Origin of the sequence: uncultured Nocardioides sp. (assembly GCF_947489365.1) — a bacterium.
Lineage (GTDB): Bacteria > Actinomycetota > Actinomycetes > Propionibacteriales > Nocardioidaceae > Nocardioides.
The window spans coordinates 838,168-861,459 of sequence record NZ_CANLDB010000001.1; the positions used below are offsets into that span (position 1 = coordinate 838,168).

Annotated in this window: 24 protein-coding genes; 13 read left to right on the plus strand and 11 right to left on the minus strand. The window is 74.0% G+C overall.

What is annotated here, in order from left to right:
• Nucleotides 1–344: 344 nt before the first annotated feature.
• Nucleotides 345–2,396 (minus strand): phenylacetic acid degradation bifunctional protein PaaZ, encoded by a 2,052-nt coding sequence (gene paaZ / locus Q0858_RS04000; RefSeq protein WP_299051330.1) that lies wholly within the window; start codon nucleotides 2,394–2,396, stop codon nucleotides 345–347.
• Nucleotides 2,397–2,543: 147 nt separating this feature from the next.
• On the opposite strand from paaZ, the gene paaA reads away from it, so the two are divergent.
• The 6 genes from paaA to paaI all read left to right on the plus strand — a co-directional run bounded on the left by paaA (nucleotide 2,544) and on the right by paaI (nucleotide 6,802).
• Nucleotides 2,544–3,494 (plus strand): 1,2-phenylacetyl-CoA epoxidase subunit PaaA, encoded by a 951-nt coding sequence (gene paaA / locus Q0858_RS04005; RefSeq protein WP_299051332.1) that lies wholly within the window; start codon nucleotides 2,544–2,546, stop codon nucleotides 3,492–3,494.
• Nucleotides 3,495–3,559: 65 nt separating this feature from the next.
• Complete coding sequence (gene paaB / locus Q0858_RS04010) at nucleotides 3,560–3,871, plus strand: 1,2-phenylacetyl-CoA epoxidase subunit PaaB (RefSeq protein WP_299051753.1); 312 nt, start codon at nucleotides 3,560–3,562, stop codon at nucleotides 3,869–3,871.
• A 12-nt stretch (nucleotides 3,872–3,883) separates the two neighbouring features.
• Nucleotides 3,884–4,801 (plus strand): 1,2-phenylacetyl-CoA epoxidase subunit PaaC, encoded by a 918-nt coding sequence (gene paaC, locus Q0858_RS04015; protein ID WP_299051333.1) that lies wholly within the window; start codon nucleotides 3,884–3,886, stop codon nucleotides 4,799–4,801.
• A complete protein-coding gene (gene paaD, locus Q0858_RS04020; RefSeq protein ID WP_299051335.1) occupies nucleotides 4,798–5,298 on the plus strand; it encodes a 1,2-phenylacetyl-CoA epoxidase subunit PaaD in 501 nt (166 codons plus the stop codon). Before paaC ends, paaD begins: the two co-directional genes overlap by 4 nt.
• A complete protein-coding gene (paaE, locus tag Q0858_RS04025; RefSeq protein ID WP_299051337.1) occupies nucleotides 5,298–6,353 on the plus strand; it encodes a 1,2-phenylacetyl-CoA epoxidase subunit PaaE in 1,056 nt (351 codons plus the stop codon). The genes paaD and paaE overlap by 1 nt, the downstream gene beginning before the upstream one ends.
• Nucleotides 6,350–6,802: a hydroxyphenylacetyl-CoA thioesterase PaaI gene (paaI, locus tag Q0858_RS04030; protein ID WP_299051339.1), complete on the plus strand. Its 453-nt coding sequence runs from the start codon at nucleotides 6,350–6,352 to the stop codon at nucleotides 6,800–6,802. The genes paaE and paaI overlap by 4 nt, the downstream gene beginning before the upstream one ends.
• 72 nt (nucleotides 6,803–6,874) lie before the next feature.
• On the opposite strand, the gene Q0858_RS04035 is transcribed toward paaI, so the two are convergent.
• Together Q0858_RS04035 and Q0858_RS04040 are read right to left on the minus strand one after the other, a co-directional pair.
• Nucleotides 6,875–7,840, minus strand: a complete 966-nt coding sequence (locus Q0858_RS04035) for a hypothetical protein (RefSeq protein ID WP_299051341.1) — start codon at nucleotides 7,838–7,840, stop codon at nucleotides 6,875–6,877.
• Nucleotides 7,841–7,970: 130 nt separating this feature from the next.
• Nucleotides 7,971–8,585: a TetR/AcrR family transcriptional regulator gene (locus tag Q0858_RS04040; RefSeq protein WP_299051343.1), complete on the minus strand. Its 615-nt coding sequence runs from the start codon at nucleotides 8,583–8,585 to the stop codon at nucleotides 7,971–7,973.
• A 56-nt stretch (nucleotides 8,586–8,641) separates the two neighbouring features.
• On the opposite strand from Q0858_RS04040, the gene Q0858_RS04045 reads away from it, so the two are divergent.
• The gene (locus Q0858_RS04045) at nucleotides 8,642–9,541 is read left to right on the plus strand and encodes an alpha/beta hydrolase (protein WP_299051345.1); all 900 of its coding nucleotides are present in this window, start codon (nucleotides 8,642–8,644) and stop codon (nucleotides 9,539–9,541) included.
• A gap of 18 nt (nucleotides 9,542–9,559) precedes the next feature.
• On the opposite strand, the gene Q0858_RS04050 is transcribed toward Q0858_RS04045, so the two are convergent.
• The 4 genes from Q0858_RS04050 to Q0858_RS04065 all read right to left on the minus strand — a co-directional run bounded on the left by Q0858_RS04050 (nucleotide 9,560) and on the right by Q0858_RS04065 (nucleotide 13,507).
• On the minus strand, nucleotides 9,560–10,648 hold the full coding sequence (locus Q0858_RS04050; protein ID WP_299051347.1) for a hypothetical protein: 1,089 nt from the start codon (nucleotides 10,646–10,648) through the stop codon (nucleotides 9,560–9,562).
• Entirely contained in the window at nucleotides 10,648–12,264 is a 1,617-nt protein-coding gene (locus Q0858_RS04055) for an AMP-binding protein (protein WP_299051348.1), read from the minus strand. The genes Q0858_RS04050 and Q0858_RS04055 overlap by 1 nt, the downstream gene beginning before the upstream one ends.
• Before the next feature lie 103 nt (nucleotides 12,265–12,367).
• A complete protein-coding gene (locus Q0858_RS04060) occupies nucleotides 12,368–12,901 on the minus strand; it encodes a VOC family protein (protein ID WP_299051350.1) in 534 nt (177 codons plus the stop codon).
• 42 nt (nucleotides 12,902–12,943) lie between these two features.
• Nucleotides 12,944–13,507 carry a YceI family protein gene (locus tag Q0858_RS04065; protein ID WP_299051352.1) on the minus strand — a complete coding sequence of 188 codons (564 nt, stop codon included), beginning with the start codon at nucleotides 13,505–13,507 and terminating at the stop codon, nucleotides 12,944–12,946.
• Between the two features lie 89 nt (nucleotides 13,508–13,596).
• Between Q0858_RS04065 and Q0858_RS04070 the strand changes: the two genes are divergently transcribed.
• Nucleotides 13,597–14,052, plus strand: a complete 456-nt coding sequence (locus Q0858_RS04070) for a MarR family transcriptional regulator (protein ID WP_299051354.1) — start codon at nucleotides 13,597–13,599, stop codon at nucleotides 14,050–14,052.
• 26 nt (nucleotides 14,053–14,078) lie between these two features.
• On the opposite strand, the gene Q0858_RS04075 is transcribed toward Q0858_RS04070, so the two are convergent.
• A complete protein-coding gene (locus Q0858_RS04075; protein ID WP_299051356.1) occupies nucleotides 14,079–15,314 on the minus strand; it encodes an SLC13 family permease in 1,236 nt (411 codons plus the stop codon).
• A 63-nt stretch (nucleotides 15,315–15,377) separates the two neighbouring features.
• On the opposite strand from Q0858_RS04075, the gene Q0858_RS04080 reads away from it, so the two are divergent.
• Complete coding sequence (locus tag Q0858_RS04080) at nucleotides 15,378–15,962, plus strand: dual specificity protein phosphatase (RefSeq protein ID WP_299051358.1); 585 nt, start codon at nucleotides 15,378–15,380, stop codon at nucleotides 15,960–15,962.
• Nucleotide 15,963: 1 nt separating this feature from the next.
• On the opposite strand, the gene Q0858_RS04085 is transcribed toward Q0858_RS04080, so the two are convergent.
• Nucleotides 15,964–16,332 carry a VOC family protein gene (locus tag Q0858_RS04085; RefSeq protein WP_299051360.1) on the minus strand — a complete coding sequence of 123 codons (369 nt, stop codon included), beginning with the start codon at nucleotides 16,330–16,332 and terminating at the stop codon, nucleotides 15,964–15,966.
• A 25-nt stretch (nucleotides 16,333–16,357) separates the two neighbouring features.
• Here Q0858_RS04085 and Q0858_RS04090 point away from each other — a divergent pair, with 25 nt between their 5' ends.
• Genes Q0858_RS04090 through Q0858_RS04105 form a run of 4 tightly spaced genes read left to right on the plus strand, consistent with a single transcriptional unit; the run spans nucleotide 16,358 to nucleotide 19,905 of the window.
• A complete protein-coding gene (locus Q0858_RS04090) occupies nucleotides 16,358–17,233 on the plus strand; it encodes a helix-turn-helix domain-containing protein (protein ID WP_299051362.1) in 876 nt (291 codons plus the stop codon).
• A gap of 10 nt (nucleotides 17,234–17,243) precedes the next feature.
• Complete coding sequence (locus tag Q0858_RS04095) at nucleotides 17,244–17,972, plus strand: response regulator transcription factor (protein WP_299051364.1); 729 nt, start codon at nucleotides 17,244–17,246, stop codon at nucleotides 17,970–17,972.
• A 14-nt stretch (nucleotides 17,973–17,986) separates the two neighbouring features.
• Nucleotides 17,987–19,507, plus strand: a complete 1,521-nt coding sequence (locus tag Q0858_RS04100; protein ID WP_299051366.1) for a HAMP domain-containing sensor histidine kinase — start codon at nucleotides 17,987–17,989, stop codon at nucleotides 19,505–19,507.
• On the plus strand, nucleotides 19,504–19,905 hold the full coding sequence (locus Q0858_RS04105) for a DUF5709 domain-containing protein (RefSeq protein ID WP_299051368.1): 402 nt from the start codon (nucleotides 19,504–19,506) through the stop codon (nucleotides 19,903–19,905). Before Q0858_RS04100 ends, Q0858_RS04105 begins: the two co-directional genes overlap by 4 nt.
• A 106-nt stretch (nucleotides 19,906–20,011) precedes the next feature.
• Here Q0858_RS04105 and Q0858_RS04110 read toward each other — a convergent pair whose 3' ends face one another.
• Nucleotides 20,012–21,541 (minus strand): MXAN_6640 family putative metalloprotease, encoded by a 1,530-nt coding sequence (locus tag Q0858_RS04110; protein ID WP_299051370.1) that lies wholly within the window; start codon nucleotides 21,539–21,541, stop codon nucleotides 20,012–20,014.
• 59 nt (nucleotides 21,542–21,600) lie between these two features.
• Nucleotides 21,601–23,187, minus strand: coding sequence for an MXAN_6640 family putative metalloprotease (locus Q0858_RS04115; protein ID WP_299051373.1), 1,587 nt, complete (start codon nucleotides 23,185–23,187; stop codon nucleotides 21,601–21,603).
• Nucleotides 23,188–23,292: the final 105 nt, after the last annotated feature.

Below are 23,292 nucleotides of genomic sequence, written 5' to 3' on the forward strand. Positions count from 1 at the left end.
CCGGGTCTGCTAGATCTAGCGAACAGCCGAAGACTAGTGGAATACACGACCTTTCACGACATCGGCCGCGCCTATCGCCCGCGTGTCGTCGGACACGCCCGTTCCTGACCCGCCCGAGCGGCCCCCCGGTCCCCGTCCAGGGCCCGTCGCGAGCCCCGCGAGCCACCCGTCGTCCACAGGCGCCGGGTCGTGGCCGGGGTGGGTGCGGTGGGGTTTCACGGGTCGGCTGGCGAAACCCCCTCCGGGCGGACGGAACTTCGTCCGCCCAGTCGGGGTTTCACCAGCCAACCCGCGAAACCCGAGGCGGATGGGGCTCCTGGGACCAGCCGGCGGGGCGCCGGAGGTCAGTCCGCGGCGGGCGGCCAGGTCTTGGCGACGAGCGTGAGGACGTCGTACGTCGCGACGGGGGCGCCCTCGGCGTTGGTGACGACGGCGTCCCAGCGGACCTCGCCGTACTCGGCGCGGGCGCGCGGGGTGATCTGCTTGACGGTGAGCGTCACCGCGATGTCGTCGCCGGCCTTGACCGGAGTGAGGAAGCGCAGCGAGTCGACGCCGAAGTTCGCCAGCACCGGGCCGGGGTCGGGCTGCACGAAGAGCCCGGCCGCGATCGAGACCACGAGGTAGCCGTGGGCGACGATGCCGCCGAACAGCGGGTTCCTCCGCGCCGCCTCCTCGTCGGTGTGGGCGTAGAAGGTGTCGCCGGTGAACTCGGCGAAGTGCTCGATGTCCTCCAGGCTGATCCGCCGCGACTCCGAGGCGATCGTGTCGCCGACCCGCAGCTCGGCGAGGGACTTCCGGAAGGGGTGGGTCCCGTCGTCACGCCGCTGCGAGCCCGTCGTCCAGCGGCCGGTGACGGCGGTGATCATGTCGGGGGAGCCCTGGACGGCGGTGCGCTGCATGAGGTGCAGCACGCCGCGGACACCGCCCATCTCCTCCCCGCCGCCGGCGCGGCCGGGTCCGCCGTGGACCAGCGTCGGCAGTGGGACGCCGTGGCCGGTGGACTCACCCGCGTCGTCGCGGTCGAGCACCAGCACGCGGCCGTGGTGCGGCGCGAGCCCGCGGACGAGGTCGCGCGCGACGACCGGGTCGTGGGTGACGACCGACCCCGCGAGGCTGCCCCGGCCGCGGGCGGCCAGGGCGACGGCCTCGTCGACGGAGGAGTAGGTCATGACCGTGCTGACCGGGCCGAACGGCTCGACGTCGTGGGGCTCGGCGGCACCCTCGCCGGCGCGCAGCAGCACCGGGGACATGAACGCGCCGCGCTCGGCGTCCGCGCCGGTGACCTCGACCGAGGCCGGGTCGCCGTACGCGATCTCCGAGGAGGCCCGGAGCCTCTCGACGGCGGAGCGCACGGCGTCGCGCTGCTCGACGCTGACCAGGGCGCCCATGCGGACGCCCTCGGCGGCGGGGTGGCCGACGGTCGTCCGCGCCAGGCGTGCGGAGATCGCCTCGACGACCTCCTCGGCGCGGCGGGCGGGGACGATGGCGCGGCGGATGGCGGTGCACTTCTGGCCCGCCTTGTACGTCATCTCGGTGACGACGCCCCTGACGAACAGGTCCCACTCGGGGTCGTCGGGGGTGACGTCGGGGCCCAGGATCGAGCAGTTCAGCGAGTCGGCCTCGACGCCGAGGGTGACCCCGCCGTGGACGACGGCGTCGTGGGTGCGCAGCAGCGCGCCCGTGCGCGCGGAGCCGGTGAAGGCCACGTGGTCGCCGACCGTGAGGGCGTCGAGCAGGCCGTCGGGGGAGCCGACGTGCAGCTGCAGCGCCCCCTCGGGCAGCAGTCCGGAGTCCGTGATGATCCGGACCATCCGCTCGGTCACGTACGCCGTCTGCGGCGCCGGCTTCACGATCTGCGGCAGCCCGGCGAGCAGGCCGGGACCGAGCTTCTCCAGCACGCCCCAGACGGGGAAGTTGAAGGCGTTGACCTGCACCATCACGCCCGCCCGGGAGGAGAAGAGGTGCTGGCCCAGGAAGGTGCCGCCCTTGCCCAGGGGCACCGGCTGGCCGTCCAGGACGATCGTGTCGTTGGGCAGCTCGCGGGTCCCGACGCTCCCGGCGGCGAACAGCGTGGAGATGCCGCCCTCGATGTCGCCCATGCCGTCGCCTCGCGTGGCGCCGGTGCGCAGCGACAGCTCGTGCAGCTCCGCGGCGTGCCCGCCGAGGTGCTTGCCGAGGGCCTTCAGCAGCCCCGCGCGCTCGTGGAACGTCAGTGCGCGCAGCGCCGGCCCGCCCACCTCGCGGGCGTGCCGGGTCATCGCCTCCAGGTCGGGCGCGGCGCCGGAGAACCGGGCCACCTCCTCGCCGGTCGAGGCGTCCAGCAGCGGTGCACCCTCGTCGGAGGGCGTGACCCAGCGGCCGGCGACGTAGTGGTCCAGGAGCGGGGAGGACGTCATGCCCGGACCCTATTCCGGACCGATCGGTCGGTAAACCCGCTGAGCCAGGGGTGGTCGGCGGCGGTGACAGGGTGGGTGCAGACGTGGCACACTGGATTACAGACCGATCGGTCAGGAAAGACTGGTCGCGACACACGTGGAGGCCCCGTGACCGTCACCGATCCCGCACCCGACGCCGCTGCCGCCGAGCTGCAGGAGCAGTTCGACGCCGTGATCGCCCGGCACGACCGGGTGGAGCCGCGGGACTGGATGCCCGAGAAGTACCGCGCCACCCTGGTCCGCCAGATCGCCCAGCACGCGCACTCCGAGATCATCGGGATGCAGCCGGAGGGCAACTGGATCACCCGCGCGCCCTCGCTGCGCCGCAAGGCGACGCTGCTCGCGAAGGTCCAGGACGAGGCCGGCCACGGGCTCTACCTCTACTCCGCCGCCGAGACCCTCGGGGCCTCGCGAGGCGAGCTGACCGAGAAGCTGATCTCGGGCAAGCAGAAGTACTCCAGCATCTTCAACTACCCGACGCTGTCGTACGCCGACGTCGGCACCATCGGCTGGCTCGTCGACGGCGCGGCGATCTGCAACCAGGTCCCGCTGTGCCGGACGTCGTACGGGCCCTACGGGCGCTCGATGATCCGCATCTGCAAGGAGGAGTCCTTCCACCAGCGGCAAGGCTACGAGCTGCTGATGACGATGATGCGCGGCACCGACGAGCAGCGCGCGATGGTGCAGGAGTCGGTCGACCGGTTCTGGTGGCCGGCGCTGATGATGTTCGGCCCGCCGGACGCCGACTCCCCGAACACCGCGCAGTCGATGGCGTGGGGCATCAAGCGCGACACCAACGACGACCTGCGCCAGAAGTTCGTGGACATGTCCGTCCCGCAGGCCGAGCGCCTCGGCGTGACCCTGCCGGACCCCGACCTGCGCTGGAACGCGGAGCGCGGCGCCCACGACTTCGGGCAGCCCGACTGGGACGAGTTCATGGCCGTGGTCAAGGGCGGCGGTCCCTGCAACGCCGAGCGGATCGCGCACCGCAAGCGCGCCCACGACGACGGTGCCTGGGTCCGCGAGGCGGCCTCGGCGTTCGCCGCGAAGGGGGCCTGATGCCGGACTCGCAGCCCGAGGACTTCGCCGCCGACGGGGGCCATGGCGCCGTCCCCCTCGACGGGGTGCCGACCGCGCTCGGCGAGCAGCCGCCGTCGGGGGAGTGGCCGCTGTACGAGGTCTTCGTCCGCGGCAAGCGCGGCCTCAACCACGTGCACGTCGGCTCGCTCCACGCGGCGGACGACACGATGGCCGTCCACCACGCCCGCGACGTCTACACGCGCCGCAACGAGGGCGTCTCGATCTGGGTGGTCCGCGCCGACGCGATCACCGCGTCGAGCCCGGACGAGAAGGACCCGATGTTCGCCCCGGCGGGCGACAAGGTCTACCGGCACCCGACGTTCTACGACATCCCCGACGACGTCCCCCACATGTGAGGACGGACGGCCATGACTGACGACCACGACTCCGTGTACGACGGCCTGCTGGGCGAGGACGACTCGCACTGGGCCTTCGGCACCTCCTTCGAGGACCCCCTCGCGGGCGTCGACACGACGATCCCGGACGGCGCCGACCCGGCCACGCTGGCGACGTACTGCCTGATGCTCGGCGACGACGCCCTCGTCTACTCCCACCGGCTCTCGCAGTGGGCCAGCAACGCCCCCGACCTCGAGGACGACATCGCGCTCGCGAACACCGCCCTCGACCTGCTCGGCCAGGCGCGGCTGCTGCTGGCCCGCGCGGCCGCGGCGGACCCCTCCGCCGTCCCCGCGATGCCCGAGGGGTCCCCGGTGCCCGCCGAGGACTCCCTGGCGTTCTTCCGCGACGAGCCGGCGTTCCGGAACCTGCGGTTCGTCGAGCCGGAGAACGGTGACTTCGCCGTCACGATCGCGCGTCTGCTGGTGTTCTCGACGTACCGCCTCGCCCTGCTGGAGCGCCTCGCCTCCTCGAGCGACCCGGTCCTGTCGGCGATCGCCGCCAAGGGCGTCAAGGAGGTCGCCTACCACCGCACGTACGCCGGCCGCTGGTTCGTGACGCTGGCCCAGGGGACGCCGGAGTCCCGCCGCCGCCTCGAGGCCGCCCTGCCGCTGGTGTGGCGCCACCACGACGAGCTGTTCGCCACCCACCCGGTCGAGGCCGACGCCGCCGCGCAGGGCGTCGGGGTCGACCCCGCGGGCCTCGCCGGCGAGGTCGGCGCCGTGCTCGACCAGGTGCTGGCCACGGCGGGCGTCGAGCGTCCCGAGGTCCCCTCGGCCGGCCCGGTGGCCGGCGGCCGGGGCCGCGACGGACGGCACACCGAGCACCTCTCGCGCCTGCTCGCCGAGATGCAGTCCGTGGCCCGCGCGCACCCGAGGGGGCAGTGGTGACGACGACCGCCCTCGCCGACGCCCGGTCCGTGGCCGCCCAGGTCACCGACCCGGAGATGCCGATGCTGACGCTGGAGGACCTCGGCGTCCTGCGCGACGTCGCCGAGGACGACGGCCGGGTCGTCGTGACCATCACCCCGACGTACTCCGGCTGCCCCGCCATGGCGACCATGCGCGACGACCTGCAGCACCGCCTGCTCGACGCCGGGTACGACGACGTCCAGGTCAGGGTCAGCCTGTCGCCCGCCTGGTCGAGCGACTGGATCACCGACCGCGGGCGTCGTGCCCTCGCCGAGCACGGCATCTCGCCCCCGGGCGCCGCACCGGCCGGGGGACCGGTCGTCCTCGACCTGCTCCCGACCCGCCGCGCCGTGCGCTGCCCGCGCTGCGGTGCGGACGGCGTACGCCTGGTCTCGGAGTTCGGCGCCACCGCCTGCAAGGCGGTCTACACCTGCGGCGCGTGCCTGGAGACCTTCGACCACGTGAAGGAGATCTGATGCGCGCGGGGTTCCACGAGCTCACCGTCGCCGAGGTGGAGCGGCTGACCGACGACGCGGTCGCGGTGACGTTCGACGTGCCGGACGACCTGCGCGCCGAGTTCGACTTCGTCGCCGGCCAGTCGCTGACGCTGCGCCGCCGGATCGACGGCGAGGAGCACCGTCGCAGCTACTCGATCTGCGCCCCTGCCGGGGCGCGGCCGCGGGTCGGCGTCCGCGAGATCCCCGACGGCCTCTTCTCGACCTGGCTCGCCCGCGACGTCCGTCCCGGCGACACCGTCGAGGTGCAGACCCCGACCGGCAGCTTCCGCGCCGACCCGGCCGAGGCCGGCCGTCACCTCTGCATCGCCGCGGGGTCGGGCATCACGCCGATGCTCTCGATCGCCTCGACGGTCCTGACGAACGCGGCGTCGTCCGTGACCCTGGTCTACGGCAACCGCCGCACCGACTCGGTGATGTTCGCGGAGGACCTCGCGGACCTCAAGGACCGCTACGGCTCCCGCCTGAACCTGGTCCACGTGATGTCGCGGGAGCCGCGCGACGTCGAGCTGTTCTCGGGGCGGCTCGACGCCGACCGGCTCCGACGCCTGCTGCCCATCGTCACGCCGCTCGGCGCGACCGACCACGTGTGGCTGTGCGGCCCGTACGGCCTGGTCACCGACGCCCGCGACGTCCTCGGCGAGCTGGGCGTCCCGGCGGAGAAGGTCCACGTCGAGCTCTTCTACGTCGACGAGCCGCCGCCCGAGCTGGACCGGCCCGAGCCCGAGGTGTCGGGCGAGGCCGCCCAGGTCACGATCGTCCTCGACGGACGGACGACGACCGGTGCGGTGGAGCGGTCGACCACGATCCTGGACGGCGCCGCGGCGAGCCGGAACGACGTCCCCTTCGCCTGCAAGGGCGGGGTCTGCGGCACCTGCCGCGCGAAGCTCGTCGACGGCGAGGCCGACATGCGCCGAAACTACGCGCTCGGGGACGACGAGGTCGAGGCCGGGTTCGTGCTGACCTGCCAGACGTTCCCGGTGAGCGACGCCGTCACGGTGGACTTCGACGCGTGAGCGCCCCGTCGCTCGGCCCCGACGAGGTGGCCCGACGCAGCACGGAGGAGATGCTGCGCGGCGACGCCGCCGGTCGGATGCTCGGTCTGGAGCACCTCGACGTCGGCCCCGGCCGCGCCGAGGTCGCGATGGTCGTGCGCGAGGACATGGTCAACGGCTGGGACATCTGCCACGGCGGCCTCATCGCCACCCTCGCCGACACCGCGTTCGCCGTCGCCTGCAACGCGGGCGGCGAGGTCACCGTCGCCGCCGGCTTCGACGTCAGCTTCCTCGAGCCCGGGCGCCTCGGCGACCGCCTCGTCGCCCGCTGCCACGAGGTCAGCCGTCGCGGTCGGTCGGGGATCTACGACGTCACCGTCTCCCGCGCGTCGGACGACGTCGCCATCGCCGAGTTCCGCGGCCGCAGCCGCTCCACCGGCCGCCCCAACCCGGCGCTCGCGGACGGGTGACGTGGCTCGGCTCCCTCGGCTCGCACCTCAGGTGCCTTGTGCCGTGGATCGACCGTGCCATCGCGGTTCGATCTACGGCAGAACGGCTGCGACCGGACATCCGGCACCGCAGGCGTACGGCGTGACCTCGATCCCTCGCGAGCGCAGGAACCGGATGACGGCCGCGATGGTCGCGCACCCTGTGCCGTAGACCTGCCGGTAGCCCAGCCTGACGTTCACCCCGCCGTCCGCAGCCACCTCGAGGTCGCGCGCGAGGTCGGCCTCCCACTGCTCCCGGCGCCCATGGACGGCCCAGCCGTCCAGCTCGACCGTCGCGGTCCTGCCGTAGCGGGCGTCCCGGTAGACGACCCCTGTCGGCGTCTCCTCACGGCACTGGCGGAGGGCCTGCGGCAGACCGTGGGCACGTTCGAGCTCGCGGTAGCCACGTTCGAGGACGCTGTGCGTTCCCTCGGCGGCGTCGGTCAGCACCGCCTCGATCCACGGTCGACGCGAGATGCGACACCGCTCGTCCAGGGCCGACCGCAGCCGGGCGGCGGTCGTGCGGCGTGAGCCGCAGGCGTCGAGCAGGACGGCCACGGCGGCCAGGTCGTTCTCCGCCGAGGCCGCCAGGTCGAGGACGGCGTCCTCGAACCGCAGCCGCGGTGGGCTGAGGTTCCACCGGGCCCGCGCCTCGAGATCGGTGACGAAGTGGACCGCGACGCCGGGCACCCGGGCGGGCCGGGCCCTGGTGCGGTCGATGCCGACGTGGATGAGGTCCGCCGCTGCCCCCGTGCTGTGGGTGGCCGCGAGCACCGAGGCCCCGAACAGGGCGGCGGGCCAGTGGCCGAGCACCGCACCCCACGCTCGTTGCCGCCAGGTCGGCCGACCCGTGTGGTCGACGTACACGCCGGGCTGCAGGAGCGCCCACTCCCGCCGCCGCAGGAGTCGCTCGACCTGGTGCGCGCGCAGTCCCTCCTCCAGCGCCTGAAAGCGCGCGACGACGCCGTCCTGCCGCGCGAGCAGCGCGACGAGGTCGGGCGGGAGCAGCGTCGTCGACACCGTGCCAGCCTGGTCGCTCGGCACGGTCTGTGCTCGAGGAGCGGCCGAACCCTGTGGACAACCCCTTCTGCCGCGGATCACACCGTGATGCTGCGTTCGATCTACGGCACAAGGCCGCCCGGCCTCCCGCTCAGCGCCGCGCGAGCCCGTCGAAGACCAGCGAGGTGAGCGTGTCGGCGAGGACCTCGCCCGTGACGGGGCCGCCGGGGCGGTACCACTCGACGAGCGAGTTGACCGTGCCGAACAGCAGGCGGCTGACGAGGTCGGGCTCCAGGTCGTCGCGCAGGGCGCCGTCGGCGACGGCTGCGGCGACGAGTGCGGTGAGGCGGTGGTCGATGTCGCGGCGGCGGGCCAGGGCGGCCTGCTCGACGGCACTGTTGCCGCGCACGCGCAGCAGGAGGGTCACGGTCGGCTGGTGGTCGACGAGCACCCGCACCGAGCGGCGTACGACGGCGCGCAGGCGCTCCTCCGCGGTCAGGTCGTCGGCGGTCGCCGCCTCGAGCAACGCCGCCTCGAGGGCGTCGAGGGCGTCGTCGAGCGCCGCGCGCAGCAGCGACTCCTTGCCGTCGACGTGGTGGTAGATCGCCGACTTGGTGAGGCCCAGGTGGGCGGCGAGGTCCGACATCGAGGTGGCGTCGTACCCCTGGGCGTTGAACAGCTCGACCGAGCGGGCGAGCACCGTCGCCGCGTCGTAACCGGGGCGGCCGCGGCGTGCGGGGGGTCCGTCGGTGGGGTCGGCCGTCACGTCCGTCAGTCTCCCAGCCCTACCGGTGAGGCCACCGCAGGTGCTGGGATGTCGTCATGAGCGAGCCCACCGCCCCCGTCCACGTCGAGATCGAGAGCGAGGGCGGTGTCCGCCTCGCCGGCTACCGCTGGGAGCCCGCGGGTGAGCCCCGCGGGATCGTCCAGCTGGTCCACGGGATGGGCGAGCACGTCGGCCGGTACGGCGAGACCGCCCGCCGCCTCGCCGGCGAGGGGTACGCCGTGTGGGCCCACGACACCCGGGGCCACGGCCGGACCGCGGTCGAGCTGGGTGGCGGGGTCGAGGCGCTCGGCCGGGTCGGCGCGGACGGGTGGCGCGAGTTCGTCCTCGACATCGGTCGCGTCGGCGCGGCCGCCCGCGAGGCGCACCCGGGCCTGCCGCTCGCGGTGGTCGCCCACAGCCTCGGCAGCTTCGCCGCCCAGCAGTACGTCGTGGACCACAGCGCCGACCTGGACGCGCTCGTGCTCTCCGGCACCGCCGCCATCGACCTGCTGGAGCCGGCGGTCGACCTGGACGCCGAGATGGACCTCAGCGGCTTCAACGGCCCGTTCGAGCCGGCGCGCACCGACTTCGACTGGCTGACCCGGGACGAGGCCGTCGTCGACGCCTACGTCGCCGACCCGTGGTGCGGCTTCAGCATCGACGCGGCCGCGGTGCGGGCGGCCTTCGAGGGCGGTCGCGTCCTCGCCGACCCGGACCGGGTGGCGCAGGTCCGCGACGACCTGCCCGTGTACGTCGTCGTCGGTGACGCCGACCCGCTCAACGGCGGGCTGGCGCTGGCCACGGCCGTCACCGACCGCTACGAGGCCGCGGGTCTCACCGACGTCACGCTGGTGGCCCACCCGGGTGCGCGCCACGAGGTCTTCAACGAGACCAACCGTGTCGAGGTCCTCGACGGGATGGTCGCCTGGCTCGACCGGGTGCTGCCCGCGCGCTGAGGACGCGGGGACCGGGCCTCACGCCAGCGAGGGGTCCAGCAGGTGCGCCACCGCACGGCGCACGGCGTCGGGGTCGGCCGTGCGGTGGTCCGCGGACCAGGCGTCGGCGACCTCGTCCACGAGGTGCTCGGCGAGGCGCCACAGGTGCTCCTCGGCGTCGCCGTCGTCGAAGGGCCCGGCCGTCCAGGCGGGCAGCGGGGGAGCGGCCAGGCCGGTCACCTCGGTGAGCAGCTCGGTGAGGTCGCGGGCGGCCGCCAGCATCGCCAGGTCGTCGGCGGCGTTCACCGGCCGCGGGGACGCCTGGACGACGACCCCGCCGGACCTCGTCGCCGTCAGGACGGCGGGCCACGCCGCCACCGAGACCGCGCCGCCGGCGGTGGTGTCCTCGCAGGTCGACCCGTCGTCCTGGTGGGTCGCGACGAGCGTCGCGCCGGCGTCGACCCGGCCCTCGACGAGGCGTCCGTGGTCGCAGCGGGTCGTCCGGGCGCAGTCCCGGCAGACCGTGCGGGGGTGGGCCCGTGACCAGGGCGCCACGCCCCGGCAGACCGGACAGGGGTGGATCGGCGGGTCCGGGGCGGGCACCCGCCGCAGCGCCTCGGCCTCCTCGAGGTGAGCCGCCGCCTGCAGCACCGTGGGGGCGCCCAGCGGGTGGAACTGCCGCAGCATCATGAGGATCCACTCCGCGCCCGGCAGCTCGACCAGCCCGACGCCCGGGCGCTGCTGCACCGGCACCGCGGCGACCCGTCGTACGCCGAGGCGCAGGGCCGCCAGCGCCGCCCGCTGGTGGGCCCCGAGGTGCCGCGGGGGCACCGGGACGGGGTCGCGGGCCGACCGCTCCCACGCCCGGAGCACCACGTCGCGTCGTCCGGGCTCGTCGCCGGGGTCCACCCGGACCGCGTGCGAGCCGTCCCGCCCGGCCACCAGCAGGAGACGGCCGAAGCGGAAGGCGTAGCCGCCGGCGGGGTCGTCGGCGTAGCCGTCGACGACGACCTCCGAGACCTCCGACGCGTCGACGCCCCGGCGGGCGGCGACCGCGACGGCCCACGCCCGGGCGCCGCCCCGGGTGAGGGGCTGCTCGGGCCCCGCCGTGCCCGTCGGGTCCGGCACTACTCCAGGCCCAGCAGCTCGGGGCTGCGCTGGCGCATCTCGACCTTGCGGATCTTGCCGGTGACGGTCATCGGGAACTCGTCGACGACCACGACGTGGCGGGGGATCTTGAAGTGGGCGAGCTTGTCGTGGCAGTACGCCCGCACGGCCTCGGCGGTCAGCGGCTCCGCGCCGGACCGCATGCGCACCCAGGCGCACAGCTCCTCGCCGTACCTCTCGTCGGGGATGCCGACGACCTGCACGTCCTCGATGTCGGGGTGGCCGTAGAGGAACTCCTCGATCTCGCGGGGGTAGATGTTCTCCCCGCCGCGGATGACCATGTCCTTGATGCGGCCGACGATGTTGCAGTAGCCGTCCTCGCGCATCACCGCGAGGTCGCCGGTGTGCATCCAGCCGTCGGCGTCCAGCACCTCGGCGGTCTTCTCGGCGTCCTCCCAGTAGCCGAGCATCACGCTGTAGCCCTTGGTGCAGTACTCGCCGGTCTCGCCGCGCTCCACCGTCTCGCCGGTCGCGGGGTCGACGACCTTGATCTCGAGGTGGGGGTGGACCCGCCCGATCGTCGACGTACGACGGTCGAGGTCGTCGCTCATCAGCGTCTGGCACGACACCGGTGAGGTCTCGGTCATGCCGTAGGCGATCGACACCTGCTCCATGTGCATCTCCTCGATGCAGCGCTTCATGACCTCGACCGGGCAGATCGAGCCGGCCATGATCCCGGTTCGCAGGCTGGAGAGGTCGTACGAGGCGAAGTCGGCGTGGTTCTGCATCGCGATGAACATCGTGGGGACGCCGTACAGCGCGGTGCAGCGCTCGTCCTGGACGGTCCGCAGCACGGCGGCGGGGTCGAACGCCGGGCCGGGGATGACCATCGTGGTGCCGTGGGTGACGCAGCCGAGGTTGGCCATCACCATCCCGAAGCAGTGGTAGAAGGGCACCGGGATGCACAGGCGGTCGGCCGCGGTGAGCTCGATCGTCTCGGTGACGAAGTGCCCGTTGTTGAGGATGTTGCGGTGGCTCAGCGTCGCGCCCTTGGGGCGGCCGGTCGTGCCGCTCGTGTACTGGATGTTGATGGGGTCGTGGGCCCGCAGGTCGTGGCCGACGCGGCTGACGGCGTCGACCGGCAGCGCGGCGCCCTCCTCGAGCAGCTCGCCCCAGTCGTCGGTGTCGAGCAGGACGACGTGGCGCAGGGACGGCACGTACTCGCGCACCTCGGCGACCATGGCCGCGTAGTCGCTGCTCCGGAACGACGAGGCGGAGACGAGGAGGCTGACGCCCGACTTGTCGAGGGCGTAGGTCAGCTCGTGGGTCCGGTAGGCCGGGTTGATGGTCACCAGCACCGCCCCGATGCGGGCGGTGGCGAGCTGGGTGATGGTCCACTCGGCGCAGTTGGGCGCCCAGATGCCCACGCGGTCGCCGGTGCGGACGCCGCGGGCGAGCAGGCCGCGCGCGAACGCCTCGACGTCGGCGGCGAGCTCACCCCAGGTCCAACGCCGGTCGGTGGCGGCCTCGACGAGGGCCTCCTCGTCGGCGTGCTCGGCGACGGTGCGGGCGAACCGCTCCCCGATGGTGTCCTCCAGCAGCGGGACCTCGGTGGACCCGACGTCGTACGACTCCATGTGACCTCCTGTGTCGACCTGATGTCGGCTGGCTACAGCCAACCGTCAACGGGGGCCGGGGGCAACGCCCGACCGGGCAGGTCGTCCGAGGAGGGGCGGGACGTCAGAGCACGGTCTCGCCGTACATCTCGCCGAGCGGGTCGGCGATGAGCTCGATGCGGGCGCCGTCGGGGTCGGTGAAGTAGACCGACGTGCCGGAGTGGACGGCGTGCTCGACCCCCTGGGCCTCGAAGCGCTCGACGATCGCCTCCCACCGGGAGGGCTCCATCGAGATGGCGACGTGGTGCAGGCCGCCGAGGACCTCGGCGTACGGGCCGAGGTCGAGGCCGGGGAAGTCGAAGAAGGCCAGGAGGTTGTCGTGGCCGATGTCGAAGAAGAAGTGGGTCGAGCCCGGGTAGTCCCGGTTCTCCACGACCTCGGTCAGCGGGAAGCCGAGGAGGTCCTGGTAGAAGCGGACGGTGCGGTCGACGTCGCTGCTGACGAGCGCGGTGTGGTGCAGCCCCCGGGCGGTCGAGGCGGGCCGGTCGCCGGGCGCACGCAGGTGCGTGGCCCGGATCCGGTCGCGCTCGACCGCCACGGCGTCGAGGTCCACGGTGTCGTGAGCGGCGGTGTCAGCGGTGGCGTGCTGGTCGGTCACGGGAGGCTCCTCGGTGGGGACGTCGTACGGGGGGTGTGGGGCTCAGGCGGTCTTGATCGCGGAGATCTCGAACTCGAGGTCGATGTTCTCGCTGACGAGGACGCCACCGGTCTCCAGCGCAGCGTTCCAGGTGACGCCGAAGTCCTTGCGGTTGATCCTGACGGATCCCTCGAAGCCGACGCGCTGGTTGCCGAACGGGTCGGTGGCGCCGCCCTCGAACTCGAAGGGGACGGTGACGGAGTTCGTCGTGCCCTTGATCGTGAGGTCGCCGGTGATGTCCAGGCCGGTCGGGCCGGTCTGCGTCACGCCGGTGGACACGAAGGTGATGGTCGGGTACTCGTCCATCGCCAGGAAGTCGTTGCTGCGCAGGTGGCCGTCGCGCTGCTCGTTGCGGGTGTCGATGCTGGCGGCCTGGATGGTGACCTCGACGCGGGCGTCCGAGAGGTCGGAGCCGACGGTCGCGGTGCCAGCGACGTCGTTGAACGCGCCGCGGACCTTGGTGACCATGGCGTGGCGGGCGACGAAGCCGATGCGGGTGTGGGCGGGGTCGATCTCGTAGGTGCCGGCCAGGTCGGTGACGGTGGCGGCGGCGGCGGACTCGGTCATGGGGTTCTCCTCGGTTCGGGTTTCGGTGATGTGTCAACCATCTTGCCGAACAGATGATGATGCGTCAACTATTCCGCTACGATGGACCCATGACCGACGGACCGTGGCTCGACGACCGCCAGCAGCAGGTGTGGCGGCGGTGGCTCGCGGTCGAGACCCTGCTGCCCGCCGCCCTCCACCGCGAGCTGCAGGCCGACGCCGGCCTGTCGCTCCAGGACTTCGCGGTCCTGGTGCAGCTCACGGAGGCCGAGGAGGGCCGGCTGCGGGTCACCGACCTGGCCCGCCTGCTGACCTGGGAGAAGAGCCGGGCCTCGCACCACCTGACCCGGATGGAGTCGCGGGGGCTGGTCGAGCGCCGCGCCTGCCCCGAGGACGGTCGCGGGTCCTTCGTCGGCGTCACCGCCGCCGGTCGTCAGGCCATCGAGGCCGCCGCGCCGGGTCACGTGCAGGAGGTCCGGTCGCTGCTCTTCGACGGCCTCAGCGACACCGAGCTCGAGGTGCTCGACACGGTCCTGACCCGGGTGGTCTCGCGGCTCGAGGCCTGACCGCCGTCACCGGGGTCGCAGGCGGGCTACCAGCCGGGAGCGAGCACGGTGGCCCACGCCAGGCCGGGGCCCACGGCGACCACGATGCCGGCGTACCCGAGCAGCCGGCGGTAGTAGGCGTCGCGCTCCTCCTCCGGCACGTTCGCCAGCACGAGCGCGCCGTTCGTCGAGAACGGGCTGACGTCCACGATCGTCGAGGCGATCGCGAGCCCGACCACGAACAGCACTGGGTCGAGGTCGCCGGCCTGGAGGAACGGCACGGCCAGGGCGATCGCGACGCTGATGATGCCGACCGAGGAGGCCATCGCCGAGGTGACGCCGGCGAGGTAGTACAGCAGCAGCGCGGCCAGCAGCGGCACCCCCAGTGCGGTGATGCCGTCGGAGACGAACTCGACCGTGCCCGCCAGCTGCAGCACCTCGATGTAGGTGACCATGCCGGTCACCAGCACGACGACGGACCAGCTCACCGACCCCAGGGCCTGCTTGGCGGCGTCCGGCTTCGCCAGGGCCAGCAGGGTCGCCAGCACCAGGGCGAGGGAGGTGATGTCGAGGCCGAACGCCGTCGTCCCCACGGCGAGGACGAGCAGCGCGCCCAGGGTCACCAGCTGGTACGGCGTCGCGCGGGCCGAGGTGGCCCCCTCGCCGTCGGCGTCCTCGTCGATGCGCCCGGCGGCCCGCCAGCCGCCGCGGACGGCGTACAGGACCCCGGCGACGCCGACGTCGAACACCAGGGGGACGAGGAAGAGCGTGAGCGGCTCGAAGGGGACGTCGTCGCCGAGGAACCCCGCGATCGTGACGCCGTACACGCTGATGGGGCTGAACGCGCCGGCGAGGGCGCCGTGCACGACCATCATCCCCATCATCAGCTGGTCGAGCTTGTAGCGGCGGGCGAAGGGCAGGGCGAGCGGCGCCACGATCGCCACGGCGAACAGCGCGCCGAGGGCGATCAGGACCGCCGCGAGGAGGAAGAACACCCAGGGGGCGAGTGCCACGCGGCCGCAGCAGGCGCGCATGATCCAGGTGACCAGGACCTCGATGCTGCCGTTGTGCTGCGCGAACCCGAACAGCAGCGTGAGCGCGACGAGCACGAGGAACAGGTCGCCGGGGAACAGGGCGACCACGTCGTCGGCGGTGAGGCCGAGCGAGAGCTGGGCGACGGCGTACGCCGCGGCGAAGCCCAGGATGCCCAGGTTCACCGACCGGACGGTGCCGACCACGAAGACGACGAGCAGGACGATGATCGAGGTGACCTCTGGGCTCACCGGCGACAACCTAGGACACGACGTGACACGGGTCACGTCCTGCGTCCACGACGAGGAGACCGCATGACCGAGGCCCCGAACGCGGACCGCGTCCTCGACCGGCTGTGGGTCGGGGGCGACCTCGAGACCGCCGACGAGGACGTCGCCCGCGCCCAGCTCGCCGCGCTGTACGACGCCGGGGTGCGGCACATCGTCGACTGCCGCCTCGAGTGGGACGACCGGGAGTGGGTGGCCTCCGAGCGTCCCGACGTCGACTACCTCTGGCTCGGCGTCGACGACGCGGGGCAGACGATGCCCGACGAGTGGTTCGAGACCGGCAGGACCGCGGTGGTCGAGCAGCTCGACGGCGGCGGCGCCTCCCTCGTCCACTGCCACATGGGCATCAACCGCGGCCCGTCGATGGGCTTCGCGGTCATGCTGCGGCTCGGGTGGGACCCCCTCGAGGCGCTGGACCGCATCATCGAGCGTCGCCCGATCGCCTACGTGGACTACGCCGAGGACGCCGTCGACTGGTGGCTGCGTCGCGAGGGCGCCGACGAGCACGCCCGGACGGCGGCCGCCGAGCGGGTGCGCGCGTGGCGCGCGGACCGCGGTGTGGACGCCGCCGACCTCATCCGCGGGGTGCGCGGGGGACCGACGTCCGGCTGACTCACCAGTTCGCGGCGTCGGTGAGGCAGAACGGGTGACCGGCGGGGGAGAGCAGCACCCGCCAGGTCTCGCCGGGCTGCTCGTCGGGGACGGAGCCGCCGAGCTCGACGGCCCGGGCCTCGCTGGCGGCCATGTCCTCGCAGCCGAGGTCGAGGTGGAACTGCTTGGTGCCACGGGGGTTCGGCCAGGCGGGCGGCTCGTGGTCCTCGACGCGGCCCAGGCCGAGGGCCGGGGCGCCGGCGCGGGTGAGCATGGCGTACTCGTCCTCGACGACGGCGACGTCCCAGCCGAGCAGGCCGGCCCAGAACGCCGCCTCCGCGCGGACGTCGGCGCAGTCGAGGGTGATCATCTTCAGCTCCGTGGTGGTCATGGACCCAGGCTCCTACGATCGCGCCGTGGTCGATAGGACGAAGGCGACCAGCACCACGGCGGGCATCCTGCGCCCCGAGGAGCTCGCCCGGCACGCCGCGGTGGAGCGCGTGCCCGCCCACCCGGGCCTCGGCCGCCACGTCGAGTACCACTGGCGGCTGTGCTGGGACCTGCCGCCCGGGTCGTCGTACCCGAGCGAGACGCTGCCGCACCCCGCCTGCACGCTGAGCGTGGAGCTCGGCGAGCCCCGGGAGGGTGTGGGGGAGGACCGCGTCGTCGTGACCGGTGTCGTCACCCGTCGCTTCGACGTCACCCTCACCGGCTCCGGCTGGGTGCTGGGCACCAAGTTCCGGCCCGGTGGGCTCGCGGCGCTGGCGGGGCTGCGGGCCCGCGACCTCACCGACCGCACCCGGCCGGCGAGCGGGCTGCTGCCCGAGGAGGTCCTCGCACCGCTGCGCGACCTGACGCCCGAGGCGTCCCCCGCCCGGGCGGCGGCGGTCGTCGACGAGGCGCTGCTGGGCGTCGGCCCCGACCGGCCGGACCCGGTGTACGACGACCTCCTGCTGCTCGTCACCGAGATGCTCGCCGACCGCGACCTGCAGCGGGTGGCCCAGCTCGAGGAGCGGTCCGGCTGGTCGAGGCGGCAGCTGGAGCGCCGGTTCGCGGCGTACGTGGGCGCGACCCCGAAGTGGGTGCTGGCGCGCTACCGGATGCACGACGTCGTCACCGCGCTCGACGCCGGGTACGACGGGCCGCTCGCCGACCTCGCCGCGGACCACGGCTGGTACGACCAGGCCCACTTCGGCCGGGAGTTCGTCGCCCTGGTCGGTCAGACGCCGGCGGCGTACCGCGCACGGACCGGACGCAGACGATCCACAGGTTCGCCACAGCAACATGCGTGATCCTGTGGCCATGAGCGACCTCACACAGCCCGACCTCGTCCGCGCCGACGGGTCGCCGCTGCGCGTCCTCGTGGTCGACGACGAGCCGAACATCGCCGAGCTGCTGAAGATGGCCCTGCGCTACGAGGGCTGGGACGTCAGCGTCGCCCACACCGGGGGCAACGCGGTGACCACCGCGAAGGACGTCCACCCCGACGTCGTCGTCCTCGACTGGATGCTGCCCGACCTGGACGGTCCGGAGGTGCTGCGCCGGATGCGCGCGACCGACGACGACGTCCCGGTGCTGTTCCTCACCGCGCGCGACTCCGTCGAGGACCGCATCGCGGGCCTCACCGTCGGCGGCGACGACTACGTGACGAAGCCGTTCTCGCTGGAGGAGGTCGTCGCCCGGCTCCGCGCGCTGGTGCGCCGCTCGGGCGCCCGCCGCGCGAGCGCCCGCTCGGTGCTGAGCGTCGGCGACCTCACGATGGACGAGGACAGCCGCGAGGTCGCCCGCGGCGGCGACGAGATCCTGCTGACCCCCACGGAGTTCGAGCTGCTGCGCTACCTCATGCGCAACCCGCGCCGCGTGCTCAGCAAGGCCCAGATCCTCGACCGCGTCTGGAACTACGACTTCGGCGGCCAGGCCAACGTCGTCGAGCTCTACATCTCCTACCTCCGCAAGAAGGTGGACGCCGGCCGCCCGCCGATGATCCACACCATGCGCGGCGCGGGCTACGTGCTCCGACCCGCGAGCTGAGGTACGACGGCCCGGTGCGCCCCGTCCTCCGCCGACCCGTCTCCCTGACGGCCCGTCTGGTCCTCACCGTCGTCGCGCTCACCGTCGTCGTCACCGTCGTGGCCGGCGGGGTGACCAGCGTGGCCGTCGGCCGGTTCCTGCACGACCGCCTGGACAACGAGGTCCGGGCCGCCCTGGACAGGGTGACCTCCGGGCCGGACGGTGACCGGTTCGGCACCCCGAGCGACGGCAGCGATCCCGACCTGGGCGGGGACGCGGACGCCGACGACCTCGGCCCGCCCCCCGGGCAGTCCGTCGGGACCCTCACCGCCGTGCTGCCGACGACCGCGTCGGACCGGGAGGGCACCGTGCTGCTCCAGACCGATCCCGGACCGGCCACCGAGGTCCCGCTATCGGAGGCCGACCTCGCCGCCCTCGCCGACGTCCCGGACGACGGTGGGTTGCACGACGTCGACCTCCCGGACCTGGGGGAGTACCGGGTCGCCGCCGACGACCTCGACTCCGAGACGTTCGCCACCGGGCTCCCGACGGAACCCGTCCACGAGGTGGTCCGCACCATGGTGCTGTGGGAGCTGCTGCTCCTCGTGCTCAGCGCCGTGGCGGCGTGGCTCGGGGGCCGGTTCCTCGTCCGGCGTCAGCTCCGGCCGCTGCGGGAGGTCGCCGCCACCGCGGACGACGTCGCGAAGCTGCCCCTGGCCACCGACGAGGTCGACCTCCACGACCGCGTGCCCGCCCACCTCCGCGACGAGCGCACCGAGGTCGGTCGGGTCGGCGACGCCCTCGCCAACCTGCTCAGCACCGTCGGGTCGTCGTTCGCCGCCCGCCGCCGGGTCGAGGAGCAGATCCGCCGGTTCGTCGCGGACGCCTCCCACGAGCTGCGGACGCCGCTGACGACGATCGGCGGCTACGTGCAGCTGGCGCGCCGGCGTCCCGACGACCGCGAGGCGACGGCGACGGCACTGGCCAAGGTGGAGGAGGAGGCGGCCCGGATGACGGCGCTGGTCGAGGACCTGCTGCTGCTGGCCCGCCTCGACTCCGGCCGGCCGCTGGAGCGCAGCGAGGTCGACGTCACCAAGCTGATGCTCGAGGCCGTGGCCGACGCCCGCGTCGTCGGCGCGGGGCACCGGTGGCGGCTCGACGTCCCGGACGACGACCTCGTCGTCGTGGGCGACCCGCTGCGGCTGCACCAGGTGGTGACGAACCTGCTGACGAACGCCCGCAAGTACACCCCGCCCGGCAGCACCGTCACTGCGCGGGCCGCCCAGGAGGACGGCCGGGTGGTCCTGGCCGTCCACGACGACGGACCGGGCTTCGACCCCGACGCCGCGGCGCACGCGTTCGAGCGCTTCGCCCGGGGCGACCCGGCGAGGGTGCGCGCCGGGGGAGTCGGACTCGGTCTCGCCCTCGTCGAGGCCATCGTCGAGGCCCACGGGGGCGCCGCCCGGCTGGAGAGCCAACCCGGCGACACCACGGTCTCGGTCACCCTCCCGGCGACGGCCTCGGTCGCGGGGGCGCCGACTACGGTGGACGCATGAGCGAAGACCAGCTGCAGCCCGAGGACACCCTGGACGATCGCGGGGTCGACGACGTCCTCGACGAGGGGATCTCGCCCCCGGAGGCCTACCGCGGGGTCACCGCGAAGGGCACCACCACCGCCGAGCAGATCGAGGGCGAGACCATCGACGACCGCCTCCCGCAGGAGGAGCCGGACGTCTGGGAGGCCGCCGAGGTCGAGGACGAGAACCAGGCCGCCCAGGAGTCCGGCGTCGTGGACGGTCCCGTCGGCGGTGAGGTGGGCTCCGAGCGCACCGGCCGCCTCGGCGAGGACGTCGACGACCTCAGCAGCATGACCGCCGAGGACGAGGGCATCGACGGCGCCGCCGCGGGTGCCGAGGAAGCCGCGATGCACACCATCGAGGACGACCCCGCCTGAGCCCCTCCCCGCACCCGGTGCGACGCCCCGGACCCGGCCCGCGTGGGGTCGGGTCCGGGGCGTCGTCCGTCGTACGGGCCCGCACGGTCCCGGCGCCGCGGCCGGGTCAGCGCAGCGCGCGGGCCTCGACCACGAAGCGGCGGCCGTCGTCCTCGCGGCGGGGCGAGGCACTGACCAGCGTCACCGTCACGCCCAGCACGCGCGAGGACGTGACGTCGGTCCGGACGGTCGCCGTACCGGCGGGACCCGTCAGCGGGACGTAGCGGCGCCCGAGCGTCCCGTCGGCACGACGGGTGGTCACGACCACGGCCGGCTGCGCCGCGCCGGGAGGCCCGTCGACAGCCAGCCGCAGCCGGGTGCCCGCCGGCAGTCCGCGCGAGTGCAGGCCGAGGCTCGTCGAGCTCAGGTGGGCGGGCTCGGCCTCGAAGCGCACGGCGCGGTGCGAGGGCCGCAGCGTCTCCTGCCTCGCGACCGGCGCCCGCAGGCCCCAGGCGGCGCCCTCGGGGTAGTACGGGCTCCGCCCGGGCGCGAGGTTGTCGGCAGCGAACCGCGCGTACGCCTCCCGCAGGTCCCCGCCGCGCCCCGCCAGCGCCGTGGTCAGCGCCGGGACCGAGGAGAGGCCGCCGCCGGGGGAGCCGTCGAGGGGCGCCGCGGCAGCCTCGAGGGTCTCGCGGACCAGGTCGACCCCGAACCGGGTCGTCAGGTGCTCGACGAACGCCCAGTTGCCGTACGCCCCCGTGTGCCGGTCCAGGGGGACCCGGGGCCGGCCGACCTGGCCGTCGGCGAGGAACTGGCGGTTGTCGTCGACGTCGTCGGCGAACCGCTCCTCGACCCAGGTGGCGGTCGACTCGAGCAGCCAGGTGTCCTCGCCGGCGTCGTAGGCGTACTGCACGGCGTGCAGGAACTCGTGGGCCGCCGTGACGCGCAGGTTGTCGTCCGGGGTCTGGCGTCGTCCGAACTCGTCAGGGGCGTAGTCGTTGTCCAGCACGCAGTACGACGGCCGCACGCGGCGCTGGGGACCCTCGGCGGCCTCGGGGGAGCAGAAGCCGTAGAGACCGGACCCGCCGATGTCGGCGAGGTAGACGTCGAACCGGGCGTCCCCGCCCTTCGCCGCCGTGCCCGCGTCGGGGACCGGCGCGCGAAGGCCGAGCTCGTCGACGTGGTGGGACCGGACCTCGCCCATCACCTCGAGGGCGCGGCGCGCGAATGTGCCGGTGGCGGCGTCCGCCGTCGTGGTGACGTGGTGGACGCAGAGGTCGTCGTCACAGGCGCGCTCGACGTCGTCCGTGGTGTACCCGCCGCCCAGCTCGGCGGCGGGGCCGTCGGTGGGCCGGGCGAGCAGCCGGCGGGCCCGGGCGCGGTCGTCGCCCTCGAGGTCCGCCGCGGCGAGCGCGAGGTCGAGCAGGGCGAGGCTGGCGTCGGGGCTCCCCGCGGCCGGGTCACCGGCCGGGCCGGCGAGGGCGTCCTCCGCGGTCGCGAGGGCCTCTTGAGCGGCCGCGGCCGGGCCGTCCTCCGGTGAGACCGGTGCGAGCGCGGCGCCGGTCGCCGTGGCCGGGCCCGGCGCCACGAGGGCGCCGGCGAGCGCGAGGACGAGCGCGGGCAGCAGGGACGCCGGTCGGCGCGGTGGGCGCAGCACGAGGTGGGGCCTTCCGGGACGGCCTGGCGCGGCGGGGGTCCGCGCCGGAGGAGGCCGGGTCAGCCTACGGCGCGGAACCTCGCGGAGAGCACCTGATCGTCGTACCGGGGCTCGCCGGCGCACGCGAACGGCTGCCCCTCCCAGCAGTCGTAGCGGGCCGAGGCGTTGACGAGGGTCACGGTGACCCTCTCGACCCGTCGGGGGCTGAACGGGACCTGGACCTTGCCCCGACCGTTGCCGCCGATCTTGACCGGACGCGCCTGCACACGGCCGTCCGCGAGGTGGACGACGACGCGCGCGGCGGTGCGGACGGGGGCGCCGGGGGTCCGCACGGACACCCGCAGCACCCGCGGGGTGCGTTTCGGGGACGGCTTCGGGATGACCTCGGCGCTGCGGCTCGAGAGATGCGGCAGCCGGGTGGTGAAGCGGGTGCTGCCGCCGGCGCGCAGCCGCTTCGTGAGCCCCACCGGCGACGCGTCGTACGCCGCCCCCTCGGAGTAGGCGCGGCCGGGCGTGAGGTTCCCGGCGGAGAAGACCGCGAGGAACGAGCGCAGGGAGCTGTCGTTCTCGGTCAGGAAGCGGCTCAGGGCCTGGACCGAGTACTCGTCGGGATCGCCGCGGCCGGCAGCGACCCGCTCCCAGAGGCGGCGGACGGCGTCCGTGCCGTAGGTGTCGGCGAGACGCTCGAAGAACAGCCAGTTGCCGTAGTGCGCGAGCCCCTCGGGCTCGAACGCGTCGAGCGACACGCCGGGGCGGCCCAGCTGGCCCTTCGGCAGGTACTGGCGGTTGTCGTCGGCGCCGGGGGCGAACTGCTCCTCCATCCAGACCGCCGTGGCCTCCATGAACCAGCGGTCCTCGCCGACGTCGTAGTCGAACTGGACGGCGTGGAAGAACTCGTGGGCGGCGGTGACCGCGAGGTTGCGGCCGGGCGGGCCGTCGAACTCGGCGAAGTCGTTGTCGAGGACGCAGTAGCCGGACGCCCTGCGCTCCTCGCCGGGCCGGCCCTTCTCGGGGCTGCAGTAGCCGTAGTAGCCCTGGGCGCCCACGTCCGCGAGGTAGACGTCGAAGCGGCTGCGACCGCCGGGGGAGCCGCCGCGGTCACCGTCCGGGGCGGGGGCGCGGTAGCCGAGCTCGCCGACGTGGTGCTGCCACACGCGGGCCATGACGGTGCGCACCCGGCGTACCCAGGCGAGGTCGGGGGGTGCGTCGGGGCCGTCGGCGACGTGGTGGACGCAGATCCGCGCCCCGCACAGCGGCTCGGCCTCGGGCCGGTCGTAGCCGTCGCCGTAGGTGTCGCGGGCCCGGTCGGTCGGGCGGGCGAGGAGTGAGTCGGCGACCTCGCGCTGCTCGGCGTCCAGCCGCGGGTACGCCGTGAACAGCTCCGCGAGGGTCAGCGTGGGGGCGTCGACGCGCTCGAGGGTGGCGCCCTGCACCGCCGTCCGGGCGCGTCGCAGCACGTCGTCGCCGTCGGAGTCCGCCATCGCGGTCAGCCCCGCGAGGAGCTCCGGGAGCGGCATGGAGGTCCGGGGACCGGGGTCCTGGGCCGGGACGGCGGCCGACGCCGGGCCGGCGACGAGGCCCACGGCGAGCAGGCCGGTCAGGAGGCAGGACAGCAGCACCGCCGGCAGGGCACGGGTGGGCTGCACGGCGCTCGCTCTCGTCGGGGGAGGACGCACAGGGCTGTCCCGGGGGCTGCCCGACGAGCGTAGGTGGCTGGGGCCCGTGTGACCTGTGTGACGCGCGGGGCGGGG

What these genes read in the sequence shown, in the direction of transcription:
- Q0858_RS04045 (WP_299051345.1), top strand. Translation starts at nt 8,642, where the DNA reads ATGAGCGAGCCCACCGCCCCCGTCCACGTCGAGATCGAGAGCGAGGGC.
- Q0858_RS04085 (WP_299051360.1), bottom strand. Translation starts at nt 16,332, where the DNA reads ATGACCACCACGGAGCTGAAGATGATCACCCTCGACTGCGCCGACGTC.
- Q0858_RS04080 (WP_299051358.1), top strand. Translation starts at nt 15,378, where the DNA reads ATGACCGAGGCCCCGAACGCGGACCGCGTCCTCGACCGGCTGTGGGTC.
- Q0858_RS04055 (WP_299051348.1), bottom strand. Translation starts at nt 12,264, where the DNA reads ATGGAGTCGTACGACGTCGGGTCCACCGAGGTCCCGCTGCTGGAGGAC.
- Q0858_RS04065 (WP_299051352.1), bottom strand. Translation starts at nt 13,507, where the DNA reads ATGACCGAGTCCGCCGCCGCCGCCACCGTCACCGACCTGGCCGGCACC.
- Q0858_RS04070 (WP_299051354.1), top strand. Translation starts at nt 13,597, where the DNA reads ATGACCGACGGACCGTGGCTCGACGACCGCCAGCAGCAGGTGTGGCGG.
- paaC (WP_299051333.1), top strand. Translation starts at nt 3,884, where the DNA reads ATGACTGACGACCACGACTCCGTGTACGACGGCCTGCTGGGCGAGGAC.
- Q0858_RS04105 (WP_299051368.1), top strand. Translation starts at nt 19,504, where the DNA reads ATGAGCGAAGACCAGCTGCAGCCCGAGGACACCCTGGACGATCGCGGG.
- paaE (WP_299051337.1), top strand. Translation starts at nt 5,298, where the DNA reads ATGCGCGCGGGGTTCCACGAGCTCACCGTCGCCGAGGTGGAGCGGCTG.
- paaZ (WP_299051330.1), bottom strand. Translation starts at nt 2,396, where the DNA reads ATGACGTCCTCCCCGCTCCTGGACCACTACGTCGCCGGCCGCTGGGTC.
- Q0858_RS04095 (WP_299051364.1), top strand. Translation starts at nt 17,244, where the DNA reads ATGAGCGACCTCACACAGCCCGACCTCGTCCGCGCCGACGGGTCGCCG.